10 protein-coding genes and 1 pseudogene are annotated in these 16152 nt (G+C 60.3%); 9 read left to right on the top strand and 2 right to left on the bottom strand.

The features are described 5' to 3' along the window. Window positions 1-13: 13 nt before the first annotated feature. The 7 genes from ACEN8R_RS22165 (at window position 14) to hemE (ending at window position 13037) form a co-directional block, all read left to right on the top strand. Window positions 14-2089 (top strand): type IV pilus secretin PilQ, encoded by a 2076-nt coding sequence (locus ACEN8R_RS22165; RefSeq protein WP_018928614.1) that lies wholly within the window; start codon window positions 14-16, stop codon window positions 2087-2089. A 4-nt stretch (window positions 2090-2093) separates the two neighbouring features. Beyond that, window positions 2094-2612, top strand: a complete 519-nt coding sequence (gene aroK, locus ACEN8R_RS22160; protein ID WP_019581860.1) for a shikimate kinase AroK — start codon at window positions 2094-2096, stop codon at window positions 2610-2612. A gap of 150 nt (window positions 2613-2762) precedes the next feature. After that, window positions 2763-3863, top strand: coding sequence for a 3-dehydroquinate synthase (aroB, locus tag ACEN8R_RS22155; protein ID WP_018928613.1), 1101 nt, complete (start codon window positions 2763-2765; stop codon window positions 3861-3863). Window positions 3864-3873: 10 nt separating this feature from the next. Then, the gene (locus ACEN8R_RS22150) at window positions 3874-5487 is read left to right on the top strand and encodes an AAA family ATPase (RefSeq protein WP_064615929.1); all 1614 of its coding nucleotides are present in this window, start codon (window positions 3874-3876) and stop codon (window positions 5485-5487) included. 351 nt (window positions 5488-5838) lie between these two features. Next, window positions 5839-10284 (top strand): glutamate synthase large subunit, encoded by a 4446-nt coding sequence (gltB, locus tag ACEN8R_RS22145; protein ID WP_064615931.1) that lies wholly within the window; start codon window positions 5839-5841, stop codon window positions 10282-10284. A 33-nt stretch (window positions 10285-10317) separates the two neighbouring features. After that, window positions 10318-11736 (top strand): FAD-dependent oxidoreductase, encoded by a 1419-nt coding sequence (locus ACEN8R_RS22140; RefSeq protein ID WP_007936832.1) that lies wholly within the window; start codon window positions 10318-10320, stop codon window positions 11734-11736. Window positions 11737-11969: 233 nt separating this feature from the next. Further along, entirely contained in the window at window positions 11970-13037 is a 1068-nt protein-coding gene (gene hemE, locus ACEN8R_RS22135; protein WP_018928609.1) for a uroporphyrinogen decarboxylase, read from the top strand. A 69-nt stretch (window positions 13038-13106) separates the two neighbouring features. Here hemE and ACEN8R_RS22130 read toward each other — a convergent pair whose 3' ends face one another. Further along, complete coding sequence (locus ACEN8R_RS22130) at window positions 13107-14381, bottom strand: MFS transporter (protein WP_018928608.1); 1275 nt, start codon at window positions 14379-14381, stop codon at window positions 13107-13109. A 118-nt stretch (window positions 14382-14499) separates the two neighbouring features. On the opposite strand from ACEN8R_RS22130, the gene ACEN8R_RS22125 reads away from it, so the two are divergent. Both ACEN8R_RS22125 and ACEN8R_RS22120 read left to right on the top strand, forming a co-directional pair. Then, window positions 14500-15393 (top strand): LysR family transcriptional regulator, encoded by an 894-nt coding sequence (locus ACEN8R_RS22125; RefSeq protein ID WP_018928607.1) that lies wholly within the window; start codon window positions 14500-14502, stop codon window positions 15391-15393. Between the two features lie 92 nt (window positions 15394-15485). Then, window positions 15486-15929: a DUF2846 domain-containing protein gene (locus ACEN8R_RS22120; RefSeq protein WP_018928606.1), complete on the top strand. Its 444-nt coding sequence runs from the start codon at window positions 15486-15488 to the stop codon at window positions 15927-15929. A gap of 42 nt (window positions 15930-15971) precedes the next feature. Here ACEN8R_RS22120 and ACEN8R_RS22115 read toward each other — a convergent pair. After that, a pseudogene (locus ACEN8R_RS22115) lies at window positions 15972-16139 on the bottom strand (excinuclease); the annotation flags it as partial. Between the last annotated feature and the right edge of the window lie 13 nt (window positions 16140-16152).

Raw genomic sequence — 16152 nt, 5'->3', positions numbered from 1 at the left:
TGGAACTCGAACAATGAACAGGATTTTCTCAACCTTCGGTATTTCGCTATGGATAGCGTTTCTGTCGCCGTTGGTACAGGCGGCCAACCTCAAAGCGCTGGATGTCGCCGCGCTGCCTGGTGACCGTGTCGAGCTGAAGTTGTCGTTCGACGGGCCGCCACCGCAGCCTCATGGCTATACGACTGAGCAGCCTGCGCGGATTGCGCTGGATTTGCCGGGAGTTACCAGTCAGCTGGCGAACAAGAGTCGTGACCTGGGCGGCGGCAATGCCCGCAGCGCCACGGTGGTGGAAGCCAAGGACCGCACGCGGCTGATCATCGGTCTGACTCAACTGACTCCGTATAACGCACGCGTCGAAGGCAACAACCTGTTCGTGGTCGTCGGGCAGGCGCCCGGTAACAAGGCGTCCAAACCGATTGCCAGCGCACCACGCGCGGCCACGGCGGTACCCGCACCCGCCAGAGCCAGTGCTCCCGTGGGCAAGGCTATTCGTGGCGTGGATTTCCAGCGTGGCACCCAGGGTGAAGGCAACGTGGTTATCGATCTGTCGGATCCGTCCATCGCCCCGGACATTCAGGAACGCGATGGCAAGATCATCGTCGGCTTCACCAAAACCCAATTGCCTGAGCGGTTGCGCGTCCGTCTCGACGTCAAGGATTTCGCTACCCCGGTGCAGTTCGTCAACGCCAGCGCCACGGGCGACCGGGCCATCATCAGCATCGAGCCCAGCGGCGCCTTCGATTATTCGACCTACCAGACCGATAACAAACTGACCATCAGCATCCGGCCGATGACTGTCGATGACTTGCAAAAACGCAACGCCGAACGTTTTGCCTACAGCGGCGAAAAGCTCTCGTTGAATTTCCAGGACATCGATGTGCGCTCGGTGCTGCAATTGATCGCCGATTTCACCAACCTCAATCTGGTGGCCAGTGATACGGTGCAGGGCGGCATCACGTTGCGCCTGCAGAATGTGCCGTGGGATCAGGCGCTGGACCTGGTGTTGAAAACCAAAGGCCTGGATAAGCGCAAAATTGGCAATGTGTTGCTGGTGGCGCCGGCCGATGAAATCGCCGCCCGGGAGCGTCAGGAGCTGGAGTCGCAGAAACAAATCGCCGAACTGGCGCCTCTGCGTCGTGAGCTGTTGCAGGTCAACTACGCCAAGGCTGCCGATATCGCCAAGCTGTTCCAGTCGGTGACCAGCGCCGAGGCGAAAGTCGACGAGCGCGGTTCAATCACTGTCGATGAGCGGACCAACAACATCATTGCCTACCAGACCCAGGACCGCCTCGACGAGCTGCGTCGCATCGTTGCGCAGCTGGATATTCCAGTGCGTCAGGTGATGATCGAGGCGCGCATCGTTGAAGCCAACGTCGATTACGACAAAAGCCTCGGCGTGCGCTGGGGCGGTTCGGTGCAGAAGGGTAATTGGAACGGCTCCGGGGTCAACGGCTCTTCGACCACCGTCGGCACGCCGGGCAGCACCAGCACCAACTCGCCGTTCGTCGATCTTGGGACTTCCTCCAACACCTCGGGGATCGGCATCGCCTTCATTACCGACAATGTGCTGCTGGACCTTGAGCTGACGGCCATGGAAAAAACCGGCAACGGGGAAATCGTCTCGCAGCCCAAGGTGGTCACGTCAGACAAGGAAACCGCGAAAATCCTCAAGGGCACCGAAATCCCCTATCAGGAAGCCAGCTCCAGCGGTGCCACTTCGGTGTCGTTCAAGGAGGCCTCGCTGTCCCTGGAAGTGACGCCGCAGATCACCCCGGACAACCGCATCATCATGGAGGTCAAGGTCACCAAGGACGAACCGGACTACCTGAATAAAGTGCAGGATGTACCGCCGATCAAGAAAAACGAGGTCAACGCCAAGGTATTGGTCAACGACGGCGAGACCATCGTGATTGGTGGGGTTTTCTCAAATACTCAGAGCAAGGTTGTAGATAAGGTGCCATTTCTCGGTGATGTGCCGTATCTTGGCCGCCTTTTCCGGCGTGACGTGGTTTCGGAGAAAAAATCCGAGCTGCTGGTATTTCTCACTCCGCGTATCATGAACAATCAGGCGATTGCTGTGAGTCATTGATTCTGTGCGAAATTTGATTCTTGTTGGACCGATGGGGGCTGGAAAAAGCACCATCGGCCGGTTGCTGGCCAAAGAGCTGCGCCTGCCGTTCAAAGATTCCGATAAGGAAATTGAATTGCGCACGGGCGCCAATATCCCGTGGATTTTCGATAAAGAAGGCGAACCGGGCTTTCGTGACCGCGAGCAGGCGATGATTGCCGAGCTGTGCGCGTCCGACGGCGTGGTGTTGGCGACCGGTGGCGGAGCGGTAATGCGCGAGGCCAATCGTCGGGCGCTGCACGCCGGTGGTCGGGTGGTCTATCTGCACGCGTCTGTCGAGCAGCAAGTGGGCCGAACGGCTCGCGATCGCAATCGGCCACTGCTGCGTACCGCCGATCCGGCCAAGACCCTGCGGGACTTGCTTGCGATCCGTGACCCGCTGTATCGGGAAATCGCCGACCTGGTGGTGGAAACCGATGAGCGGCCACCGCGGATGGTGGTGCTCGATATTCTCGAACGCTTGCAGCAGCTGCCGCCCCGTTAATGCACGGGGCGAAATGCGCTATCCTCGGCGTCCTGTCGCAGCCGCTCAAGGTTGTGGCGGATGACTACCGGACGGCGTCACACCAGCAGACGCCATGGAATTCGTAAACTCAAGGCAGGACGCCTGATTCCATCTTCACTGTGGGGACACATGCAGACACTCAAGGTCGATCTAGGCGAGCGCAGCTACCCGATTCATATTGGCGAAGGTTTGTTGGATAAGCCTGAGCTGCTAGCCCCGCATATCCGCGGGCGGCAGGTGGCGATCATCTCCAACGAGACCGTCGCGCCGCTCTACCTCGAGCGTCTGACCCGCAGTCTGGCGCAGTTCTCGGTCATTTCCGTGGTGCTGCCCGATGGCGAAGCCTTCAAGACCTGGGAAACCCTGCAACTGATTTTCGATGGCTTGCTGACTGCTCGGCACGACCGTCGCACCACGGTGATTGCCCTCGGTGGCGGCGTGATCGGTGACATGGCCGGTTTTGCCGCGGCCTGCTACCAGCGGGGCGTCGATTTCATCCAGGTGCCGACCACGTTGCTGTCGCAAGTCGATTCTTCGGTGGGCGGCAAGACCGGGATCAATCATCCGCTGGGCAAGAACATGGTCGGCGCCTTCTATCAGCCCAACGTGGTGCTGATCGATACCGCCACCCTCAACACACTGCCGGCCCGCGAACTGTCTGCCGGGCTGGCGGAAGTCATCAAGTACGGGCTGATCTGTGACGAGCCATTCCTGACCTGGCTCGAAGAAAACGTCGATCGCCTGCGCGCCCTGGACCAGGCCGCCCTGACTTACGCTATCGAACGTTCCTGTGCGGCCAAGGCGGCAGTGGTGGGTGCCGACGAGAAAGAGACCGGCGTGCGTGCCACGTTGAACCTGGGGCATACCTTCGGCCACGCGATCGAAACCCATATGGGCTATGGTGTCTGGTTGCATGGTGAAGCAGTCGCTGCTGGCACCGTGATGGCTCTGGAAATGTCCGCGCGGCTGGGCTGGATCAGCGAAGAGGAGCGTAATCGCGGTATTCGCCTGTTCCAGCGCGCCGGCCTGCCGGTCATCCCGCCGGAAGAGATGACCGAAGCAGATTTTCTCGAACACATGGCAATTGACAAGAAAGTGATCGACGGTCGTTTGCGCCTGGTGCTGCTGCGCCACATGGGCGAAGCGGTGGTGACCGACGATTATCCGAAAGAGGTTTTACAGGCCACGCTGGGAGCGGATTACCGCGCCCTGGCTCAGCTTAAAGGTTAATAAGATCCCGATGACTAGTTTGCATGCCGACGAGGCTTTCCTCGGCCATTACCAGTTAAGTCATGACCCTTTCGCTCCACGGGTGCCTGGCTTCAAATTCTTCCCGGCCCAGCGCAAGCCGGTGCTGGGCCAGTTGCACCACCTGGCTCGCTACAGCCAGTTGCTGCTGGTGGTCACCGGTCCGCAAGGCAGCGGCAAAACCCTGTTGCGTCAGGCCCTGGTAGCCAGCACCAACAAACAGTCAGTGCAGAGCGTGGTGGTTTCCGCCCGTGGCGCCGGCGATGCCGCTGGCGTGCTGAATCAAGTGGCTCAGGCGCTGGACGTTGCTCAGGCCGAGATCGGTGCGATCCTGGCTCAAGTGGTGCAGCTTGCGCTCACGGGGCAGGAAGTCTATTTGCTGGTGGATGACGCCGAGCAACTCGACGAGTCTGCACTGGAAGCCTTGTTGGCCCTGGCTGCCGGCGCGCCGGAAGGTCGTCCGCATGTATTCCTGTTCGGTGAGTCCTCGCTGATTGCTCAACTTGATGCGCTGAGCCTCGAGGAAGAGCGTTTTCACGTCATCGAATTGCAGCCCTACACCGAAGAAGAAACCCGCGAATATCTGGATCAGCGTCTTGAAGGTGCTGGCCGGGGAATCGAACTTTTCACCGCGGATCAGATCTCTGATATTCACGAAAGCTCCGACGGTTGGCCTGGCAACATCAACCAGGTCGCCCGCGATGCAATGATCGAAGCCATGATTGCCAGCCGCTCAGCGGTCAAGCGTCCAAGTATGGGGTTCAACATGCCGAAGAAACACGTATTGGCAATTTCCGCCGTCGTCGTGGTCGCGGTAGCTGCCGCCTGGTTGATGCCAGGTCGCAACAAAGCACCGACCACCGGCGCGCCTGCCAACGAACAGGCACAACTGCCGCTGGGCCAGGGCACGCCAAAACCTAACAGTGCAGGCGCTCCCTCCGTGGAGTTCGCCGGTAATACGCAACCGATGCCATTGCCGTTGGTCGGTAACTCGCAGCCAGTGATGCGTGGTCCGTTGGCCGAAGCGGCTGGAGGCATTACCGAAGGCGATGATGGCGTACCGGTCGAAGGCTCCAGCGCCACACCGCCGACCGTGACCACCACTGCGCCACCGGCAGGCGTTCCAGCGGGGCCCGCGCCGACACCGGCTGCCAAGCCGACGCCTGCGCCGACTCAAGTCGCGACCGCCAAGCCTGTCGCGCCTGTGGCCAAGCCAGCGCCAGCGCCTGCACCGGCTGCCAAACCGGCTCCAGCGCCCGCCAAGCCGGCCGTCGTGGCCAAACCCGCCGAGAAGCCAGCTACCGTGGCCAAAGCCGCTGGTGGCAGCTGGTACGCAGGCCAGGCACCAGGCAGCTATGTAGTGCAGATCCTTGGCACCAGCTCCGAATCGACCGCGCAAAACTTCGTCAAGGAGCAGGGCGGCGAGTACCGTTATTTCAAGAAAGTGCTCAACGGCAAGCCGCTTTACGTCATCACCTACGGTAGCTTCGCCAACCGCGATGCAGCCGTTACTGCCATCAAGGCCTTGCCAGCGAAGGTTCAGGCTGGTAAACCTTGGCCTCGCACTGTCGCCAGCGTCCAACAGGAACTGGCAACAACTCGCTGAAGATTCGGCGGCCTTACCCAGGCCGCCTCTCCAAGCACCTCAAAATTTCTACAAGTGCGCGCGCTGTCTCTATAGACCGCGTGCCTTGTGGTGTCTGCGTCACAGTAGTCTTTGAGTCGCTGCGGTCAAAATTAAAAAAGTTTTGACTAGCACAGCATATCGCTTTAAACCTTTCACAAATGCGACATAGATTTGCGACATTTCGTCGTCAAATTTGTGAGCCTCTGTGTCGGTGTGTACAATGACCTCCCTTTTGCCCCGCAAAGCTGGCGTACGTTCGGCGTGGATGGTAACTGGTTGAATTGAAAAGAAATTTGCCTCGGTAAGAGGCAGCCTGGTGAGAAAGTGTCTATGAAAGCAGGTCTGTACCAACCAGATGAATTCAAGGATAACTGCGGTTTTGGCCTGATAGCCCATATGCAGGGCGAGCCCAGTCATACCCTTTTGCAAACGGCCATTGAGGCCCTGACCTGCATGACCCACCGCGGTGGGATCAACGCCGACGGCAAGACCGGTGACGGTTGCGGTCTGCTGATTCAAAAGCCGGATGTGTTCCTGCGTGCCATCGCCCAGGAAACCTTCGGCGTCGAACTGCCCAAGCAATATGCCGTGGGCATGGTCTTCTTCAACCAGGATCCGGTGAAAGCCGAAGCCGCTCGCGAGAACATGAACCGCGAAATCCTGGCCGAAGGCCTGACCCTGGTCGGCTGGCGCAAAGTGCCGATCGACACCAGCGTCCTCGGCCGCCTGGCCCTCGAGCGCCTGCCGCTGATCGAGCAAGTGTTCGTCGGTGGTGAAGGCCTGAGCGATCAGGACATGGCGATCAAGCTGTTCAGCGCCCGTCGTCGTTCGTCCGTGGCCAACGCCGCCGATGTCGATCACTACATCTGCAGCTTTTCCCACAAGACCATTATTTACAAAGGCCTTATGATGCCGGCGGATTTGACCGCCTTCTATCCAGACCTGAGCGACCAGCGCCTGCAAACTTCGATCTGCGTGTTCCACCAGCGCTTTTCGACCAACACGCTGCCGAAATGGCCGCTGGCGCAGCCGTTCCGCTTCCTTGCCCACAACGGCGAAATCAACACCATCACCGGCAACCGTAACTGGGCGCAGGCCCGTCGCACCAAGTTCACCAATGATCTGATGGATCTGGATGAACTCGGCCCGCTGGTGAACCGTGTCGGTTCCGACTCCTCCAGCATGGACAACATGCTCGAGCTGATGGTCACCGGTGGCATCGACCTGTTCCGTGGCGTGCGGATGATCATCCCGCCTGCGTGGCAGAACGTCGAAACCATGGACCCGGATCTGCGTGCGTTCTACGAATACAACTCGATGCACATGGAACCGTGGGACGGCCCGGCCGGCGTGGTAATGACCGACGGTCGCTACGCGGTGTGCCTGCTCGACCGTAACGGCCTGCGGCCGGCGCGTTGGGTGACCACCAAGAACGGTTTCATCACCCTGGCCTCGGAAATCGGTGTCTGGAACTACCAGCCTGAGGACGTGATCGCCAAGGGGCGTGTCGGCCCGGGCCAGATCTTTGCCGTGGACACCGAAACCGGTCAGATCCTCGACACCGACGCCATCGACAACCGCTTGAAGTCCCGTCATCCGTACAAGCAATGGCTGCGCAAGAATGCCCTGCGCATTCAGGCGACCATGGAAGACAACGACCACGGTTCAGCGTTCTACGACGTCGACCAGCTCAAGCAGTACATGAAGATGTACCAGGTCACGTTCGAAGAGCGCGACCAGGTGCTGCGTCCGCTCGGCGAGCAAGGCTACGAAGCCGTCGGCTCGATGGGTGACGATACGCCGATGGCCGTGCTGTCCCAGCGCGTGCGCACGCCGTACGACTATTTCCGTCAGCAGTTCGCGCAGGTCACCAACCCGCCGATCGACCCGCTGCGCGAAGCCATCGTCATGTCACTGGAAGTCTGCCTCGGTGCTGAGCGCAACATCTTCCAGGAGTCGCCGGAACACGCCTCGCGCGTGATCCTCAGCTCGCCGGTCATTTCTCCGGCCAAGTGGCGCTCGCTGATGAACCTCGATCGCCCAGGCTTCGAGCGTCAGATCATCGACCTCAACTATGACGAGAGCGTCGGTCTCGAAGCCGCGGTGCGTAACGTCGCCGATCAGGCTGAAGAAGCCGTTCGCGCCGGTCGCACCCAGGTCGTACTGAGTGACCGTCACATTGCTCCGGGCAAGCTGCCGATCCACGCTTCGCTGGCGACCGGTGCCGTGCACCATCGCCTGACCGAAAAAGGCCTGCGTTGCGACTCCAACATTCTGGTGGAAACCGCGACCGCTCGTGATCCGCACCACTTCGCGGTGCTGATCGGTTTCGGCGCCTCGGCGGTCTACCCGTTCCTGGCCTATGAAGTGCTGGGTGACCTGATCCGCACCGGTGAAGTGCTGGGCGACCTCTATGAGGTGTTCAAGAACTACCGCAAAGGCATCACCAAGGGCCTGCTCAAGATCCTGTCGAAGATGGGCATCTCGACCATCACGTCGTATCGCGGTGCGCAGCTGTTCGAGGCCATCGGTCTGTCCGAAGAAGTCTGCGAACTGAGCTTCCGTGGTGTGCCAAGCCGCATCAAGGGTGCACGCTTCGTCGACATCGAAGCCGAGCAGAAAGCCCTGGCGGCCGAAGCCTGGAGCCCGCGCAAGCCGATCCAGCAAGGCGGTCTGCTGAAGTTCGTCCACGGTGGCGAATATCACGCCTACAACCCTGACGTGGTCAACACCTTGCAAGCCGCAGTGCAGCAGGGCGACTACAGCAAGTTCAAGGAATACACGTCACTGGTGGATAACCGCCCGGTGTCGATGATCCGCGACCTGCTCAAGGTCAAGACCCTCGACACGCCGATGGACATCAGCGAAGTCGAGCCTCTGGAGTCGGTGCTCAAGCGCTTCGACTCCGCTGGTATTTCGCTGGGCGCCCTGTCGCCGGAAGCCCACGAAGCCCTGGCCGAAGCCATGAACCGCCTCGGTGCGCGTTCGAACTCCGGCGAAGGCGGCGAAGACCCGGCGCGCTACGGCACCATCAAGAGCTCGAAAATCAAGCAAGTCGCCACTGGCCGCTTTGGCGTGACCCCGGAATACCTGGTCAACGCCGAAGTGCTGCAGATCAAAGTCGCCCAGGGTGCCAAGCCCGGCGAAGGTGGTCAGTTGCCAGGCGGCAAGGTCAACGGTCTGATCGCCAAGCTGCGTTACGCAGTGCCGGGCGTGACCCTGATTTCGCCTCCGCCGCACCACGACATCTATTCGATCGAAGACTTGTCGCAGCTGATTTTCGACCTGAAACAAGTCAACCCGAATGCGCTGGTTTCGGTGAAGCTGGTGGCAGAAGCGGGCGTTGGCACCATCGCGGCCGGTGTGGCCAAGGCCTACGCGGACTTGATCACCATCTCCGGCTACGACGGCGGCACCGGTGCATCGCCACTGACCTCGATCAAATACGCGGGTGCGCCGTGGGAACTCGGCCTGGCCGAAACCCACCAGACCCTGCGTGGCAACGACCTGCGCGGCAAAGTCCGGGTACAAACCGATGGTGGCCTGAAAACCGGCCTCGACGTGATCAAGGCAGCCATTCTCGGCGCTGAAAGCTTCGGCTTCGGCACCGCGCCAATGATCGCCCTGGGCTGCAAATACCTGCGCATCTGCCACCTGAACAACTGCGCCACCGGCGTTGCGACTCAGAACGAGAAGCTGCGCAAGGATCACTACATCGGGACCGTCGACATGGTGGTGAATTTCTTCACCTACGTCGCCGAAGAAACCCGTGAGTGGCTGGCCAAGCTGGGCGTGCGCTCCCTCGAAGAGCTGATCGGTCGTACCGATCTGCTGGAAGTCCTCGAAGGCCAGACCGCCAAGCAGAACCACCTGGACCTGACTCCGTTGCTCGGCAGCGATCACATCCCGGCAGACAAGCCTCAATTCTGCCAGGTCGACCGCAACCCGCCGTTCGACAAAGGCCTGCTGGCCGAGAAAATGGTCGACATGGCCACCTCGGCAATCAACGACCTGAGCGGTGCCGATTTCGCCCTGGATATCTGCAACTGCGACCGTTCCATCGGCGCGCGGATCTCCGGTGAAATCGCCCGCAAACACGGTAACCAGGGCATGGCCAACGCGCCGATCACCTTCCGCTTCAAAGGGACGGCGGGTCAGAGCTTCGGCGTGTGGAACGCTGGTGGCCTGAACATGTACCTGGAAGGCGACGCAAACGACTACGTCGGCAAAGGCATGACCGGCGGCAAACTTGTAATCGTTCCGCCGAAAGGCAGCCTCTACAAGACGCAGGACAGTGCCATCATTGGCAACACCTGCCTGTATGGCGCCACTGGCGGCAAGCTGTTCGCCGCCGGCACCGCTGGCGAGCGTTTCGCGGTGCGTAACTCCGGTGCTCACACCGTGGTGGAAGGCACAGGCGATCACTGCTGCGAGTACATGACCGGTGGTTTCGTCTGCGTTCTGGGCAAGACCGGTTACAACTTCGGCTCAGGCATGACCGGCGGTTTCGCCTACGTGCTCGACCAGGACAACACCTTCGTTGACCGGGTCAACCACGAACTGGTGGAAATCCAGCGGATCAGCGGTGAGGCGATGGAAGCCTATCGCAGCCACTTGCAACGCGTGCTGAACGAATACGTCGAGGAAACCGACAGCGAGTGGGGTCGTAACCTCGCTGAAAACCTCGATGACTATCTGCGTCGTTTCTGGCTGGTCAAGCCCAAGGCTGCCAACCTGAAATCGTTGCTTTCCAGCACCCGTGCCAACCCGCAGTGATATGCGCCTGAAGAGTTTGATGAGGTTTTAACAATGGCTGAACGTCTGAATAACGACTTCCAGTTCATCGATGTCGGGCGCAAGGATCCGAAGAAGAAACTGTTGCGTCAACGCAAGAAAGAGTTCGTGGAAATCTACGAACCGTTCAAACCCCAGCAGTCGGCCGACCAGGCCCACCGCTGCCTGGGCTGCGGTAACCCGTATTGCGAATGGAAGTGCCCGGTGCACAACTTCATTCCCAACTGGCTCAAATTGGTGGCCGAGGGCAACATCCTCCAGGCCGCCGAGCTGTCGCACCAGACCAACACCCTGCCGGAAGTCTGCGGCCGGGTGTGCCCGCAGGATCGTCTGTGCGAGGGTGCCTGCACCCTCAATGACGGTTTCGGTGCAGTGACCATCGGTTCGGTCGAGAAGTACATCACTGACACCGCGTTCGCCATGGGCTGGCGCCCGGACATGTCCAAGGTCAAGCCGACTGGCAAGCGTGTTGCGGTAATCGGTGCGGGCCCTGCGGGCCTGGGCTGTGCCGACGTGCTGGTGCGTGGCGGCGTGACGCCGGTGGTGTTCGACAAGAACCCGGAAATCGGCGGTCTGCTGACCTTCGGCATTCCCGAGTTCAAGCTGGAAAAGACCGTGCTGAGCAATCGCCGCGAAGTCTTCACCGGCATGGGCATTGAGTTCCGCCTGAACACCGAAGTGGGCAAGGACGTGACCATGGAACAACTGCTCGAAGAGTTCGATGCGGTCTTCATGGGCATGGGCACCTACACCTACATGAAGGGCGGCTTCGCCGGCGAGGACCTGCCAGGCGTGCACGACGCGCTGGACTTCCTGATCGCCAACGTCAACCGCAACCTGGGCTTTGAAAAGTCGCCGGAAGATTTCGTCGACATGAAAGGCAAGAAGGTGGTGGTTCTGGGCGGCGGTGACACGGCGATGGACTGCAACCGTACCTCGATCCGTCAGGGCGCCAAGGCAGTGACCTGTGCCTATCGTCGTGACGAAGCGAACATGCCGGGCTCGCGCAAAGAGGTGAAGAACGCCAAGGAAGAAGGCGTGAAATTCCTCTACAACCGCCAGCCGATCGCAATCGTCGGTGAAGACCGTGTCGAAGGCGTGAAGGTGGTCGAGACCCGTCTCGGCGAGCCGGATGCCCGTGGCCGTCGCAGCCCCGAGCCGATCCCGGGTTCCGAAGAGATCATCCCGGCCGACGCCGTGGTCATCGCGTTCGGTTTCCGTCCAAGCCCGGCGTCGTGGTTCGAGCAGTTCAGCATCCAGACCGACAGCCAGGGCCGCGTCGTGGCGCCGGAGCAAGGCCAGTACAAGCACCAGACCAGCAACCCGAAAATCTTCGCCGGTGGCGACATGGTGCGCGGTTCCGACCTGGTGGTGACGGCGATCTTCGAAGGCCGCAATGCCGCCGAAGGAATCCTGGATTACCTGGGCGTCTGATCGACGCCTGACCCTGTAGGAGCCGGCTTGCTGGCGATGAACGATAACGCGGTGTACCTGATACACCGCGTCGTCTGAATCGCCAGCAAGCCGGCTCCTACAGTGTTTTGTGGTGCTGCAAAGTCTGCATTTCACCGCGACAAATTGACCCGATAGACAAAAGGATCGGCTCTTGCCGTGCCTTTTGCGTCGCGCTCTGAGAAAATGCCCGCACTTTTTTTCCGGATGCCGACATGACTGCCCTGAAGAACGACCGTTTCCTTCGCGCCCTGCTCAAGCAACCCGTAGACGTCACCCCCGTGTGGATGATGCGTCAGGCCGGTCGCTACCTGCCTGAATACCGCGCCAGCCGTGCCAAGGCCGGTGACTTCATGAGCCTGTGCATGAACCCGGCGTTCGCTTGCGAAGTCACGATGCAACCGCTCGACCGCTATCCACAACTGGACGCGGCGATCCTCTTCTCCGACATCCTGACCATCCCCGATGCCATGGGCCAGGGCCTGTACTTCGAGACCGGTGAAGGTCCACGCTTCAAGAAAGTCGTCAGCACCTTGGCTGACATCGAAGCGTTGCCGATTCCTGATCCACAGAAAGACCTCGGCTACGTCATGGACGCAGTCAGCACCATCCGCCGCGAACTGAACGGCCGTGTGCCGCTGATCGGTTTTTCCGGCAGCCCATGGACCCTGGCCACCTACATGGTTGAAGGCGGTTCGTCGAAAGACTTCCGCAAGACCAAGGCCATGCTCTACGACAACCCGCAAGCCATGCACCTGCTGCTGGACAAGCTTGCGCAGTCGGTCACCTCGTACCTCAATGGCCAGATCCTGGCTGGCGCGCAAGCGGTGCAGATCTTCGACACCTGGGGCGGTAATCTCTCGGCGGCGGCGTACCAGGAATTCTCCCTGGCCTACATGCGCAAAATCGTCAGCGGCCTGATCCGCGAACATGAAGGCCGCAAAGTGCCGGTCATCCTGTTCACCAAGAATGGCGGCCTGTGGCTGGAAAGCATCGCCGACGCCGGCGCTGATGCGCTAGGCCTGGACTGGACTTGCGACATCGGTGAGGCCCGTCAACGCGTCGGCAACAAAGTCGCCCTGCAAGGCAACATGGACCCGACCGTGCTTTACGCCAAGCCAGAAGCCATCCGCGCCGAAGTCGGCCGGATCCTCGCCAGCTATGGCAAGGGCAGTGGCCACGTGTTCAACCTCGGCCATGGCATTACCCCGGAAGTCGATCCGGAGCACGCAGGCGCTTTCTTGCGCGCGGTGCATGAGCTGTCGGCGCAGTATCACGAGTGATCGTCGCCCGATAAAAAACGCCCGGCATTTGCCGGGCGTTTTTGCATCAAAATCAAAAAGATCGCAGCCTTAAGCTTTCAAATTCTCCAACGGCGGCAACTTCGCCAATTTCAACGCCACCAACAGCGCAATCACCAGCAATCCGCTGATGAACAGCCCGATCCCGTTCCAGCCACCCAGATGCCAGGCCATACCGCCCGCCGTACCCGCGATACTCGACCCGGCGTAATAGCTGAACAGGTACAACGACGTCGCCTGCCCCTTGGCCTTGGTCGCGCGACGACCGATCCAGCTGCTGGCCACCGAATGCGCGCCGAAGAAGCCGAAGGTGAAGACCAGCATGCCGAAGATCACTACTGGCAGGGGCGTAAACATCGTCAACGCAAGGCCCGCGAGCATCACCACAATGGTTGCCCAGAGCACTTTGCGCCGGCCGAGCTGGTCGGCCAGGGCGCCGATTTTCGCCGAGCTGTAGATGCCCGACAGGTACACCACCGAGAGTAGCCCGACGAAGGCCTGGTCCATGTGATACGGCTCGGCCAGCAGGCGATAGCCGATGTAGTTGAACAGGGTAACGAACGCGCCCATCAGCACGAACGCTTCGACAAACAGCAGCGGCAGGCCGGCGTCGCGAAAGTGCATGGTGAAGCCGTCGAGCAGGCTACGCGGGTGCAGCGAGCGGGCGCGGAAGTTGCGCGATTCGGGGAGGATTTTCCAGAACACCGCGGCGGCAATCAGCGCCAGGCCGCCGATGACCAGCATTGCCGTGTGCCAGCTGACGAAGTCGATCAGCACCCCGACGATCAAGCGTCCACACATGCCGCCGATGGCATTGCCACCGATGTACAAGCCCATGGCCAGGCCAATGTGCTGCGGGTGGATCTCTTCGCTCAGGTAAGTCATCGCCACCGCCGCCAGACCGCTCAACGACAGCCCGACCAGCGCCCGCATCACCAGCACGCCTTGCCAGCTCGGCATCATCGCACTGGCCATGGTGCACAGTGCGGCGGCGAACAGTGCGGCGACCATCACCGGTTTACGCCCGATGCGATCGGAGATGGGGCCGGTGATCAGCAAGCCGATGGCGAGAAGGCCGGTGGCGACCGACAGGATCAGGCTGCTCTGGGCCGCATTGATGGAAAACTCGCGGGACAGCAGCGGCATCATCGGCTGTACGCAGTAGAGCAGGGCAAAGGTCGCGAAGCCTCCGGAGAACAGCGCCAGCACCGTGCGCATAAACATCGGTGTGCCTTTCTCGATGTAGATCTCGTTGTGTTCAGCGACGACATCATTCAGCGCGGCGGGCGGGATTTCATGGGCGAGTGGGGCGACAGCAGTTTTCACTTCGGACCTCGGAGGACGCAGCCGGTCAGGCAATGAAAAAATCATATAGCTGGCTAATGTTTCTATCCAATATATTGTTCGACCTGTTTGATAGGTTTAACGACCTAATGGAGCTTTCATGGAATTGCGTCACCTGCGCTACTTCATTGCCGTCGCCGAAGAACTGCATTTCGGCCGCGCCGCCCAAGTGCTGGGCATCTCGCAGCCGCCGCTGAGCCAGCAGATTCAGGCGCTGGAACAGGAAGTGGGGGCGCGTCTGTTCGAGCGGACCAATCGTCGGGTCGAGCTGAGTGAGGCCGGTCGGCTGTTTCTGGAAGAGGCGCGGCTGGCGCTGGCGCAGGTCGACAAAGCGGCGGATGTGGCTCGGCGGGCACAACTTGGTGAATTGGGTGAACTGAAGATCGGCTTCACCTCGTCGGCGCCGTTCAACTCGACCATTCCCCAGGCGATTTTCTCATTTCGCCAGCGCTTCCCGGCGGTGCACCTGAACCTGCGGGAAATGAGCAGCACCCAAGTGGCCGATGCGCTGGTGGACGAGTCGATCGAGGTCGGCATCATGCGACCGTTGGGCTTGCCGGACTCCCTCAGCGTGGTGGAACTGATGCGTGAGCCATTGGTGGCGGTGCTCAGCTCCAAGCATCCGCTGGTGGATGGCAGCGAAGAAGGTCTGTTCCTGTCCGCTCTGGCCCTCGAGCCGTTCGTATTTTTCCCGCGCAGCTATGGCAGCGGTCTGTACGCACAACTGCTCAGCCTGGCGCGGGACGCCGGCTTCAGCCCGCACTTTGCCCAGGAGGCGGGCGAGGCGATGACCATCATCGGGCTGGTGGCGGCGGGTTTGGGGGTATCGGTGTTGCCGGCGTCTTATCAGCGGATGCGCATTGATGGCGTGGTGTATCGGCCATTGCTCGATCCAGAGGCGATTTCGGCGGTGTGGCTGGTGCAGCGCAAGGATCAGAAGTCGCCGATGGCCAAGGCGTTTGTGGAGTTGTTGACGCGTAAGCTGATGCCATAGCGCTACAAGGTTTTTATTGGGTGCAGCCCTAGGTCTTTTAACGTATCGGCCGATACCGTCATTGGACTCATCACAAACTAGGGAGATACAGGATGTTCAAGCAGTTAACGTTCACCGCATTGCTGGCATTGTTTGCTCTGACCGGTGGTTGTGCTTCGGTAAAAATGGCCGATGAGACCCAGGACGCTCAAGCGAAGACTTTCCAAGTGAGCCCCGACAAAGCCAATATCTACGTTTATCGCAACGAGAGCATGGGCGCCGGGGTGAAAATGCCGGTGACCCTCAATGGCAAGCCTGTAGGGCAGACAGTCGCCAAGTCCTATCTGATGTTGGCCGTCCCGGCTGGCCAGCAGACGCTGGTGTCTTCGGCGGAAAACGACTCGGAACTGAAACTCACCGCAGAAGCGGGCAAAAACTACTTTGTCTGGCAGGAAGTGAAAGTGGGTTTCATCAAGGCGCGTAACAACCTGCAAGTCGTCGACGACAAGACAGGCCGTGCTGGTGTCGCTGAAAGCAAGTTGATTCAAGCGCAGTAAGTGTCTGGGCGGCCCCTGCGCTGAGCGTGGGGGCAAGCCCCTTCACCTCAAGTGTTGTTGCTGAACCTTCGCCAAATCCCCCTTCAACGCAACCCCGGCCATGATCGCCCCAGCGTGGTACTCATAGGTCTTGGCATCCTTGCGCTCATTGCTCTTGTAGAAGCTGACGAGGTTGGTCACGGCGTTGGCGCCGGCATGCTGGTCTCCTTGACCCTGGTATTTC

It is taken from the genome of Pseudomonas sp. Pseusp15 (genome assembly GCF_059492165.1).
The sequence above is the reverse complement of the archived record's forward strand: the minus strand, read 5'-3'. Positions and strand labels throughout refer to the sequence as shown.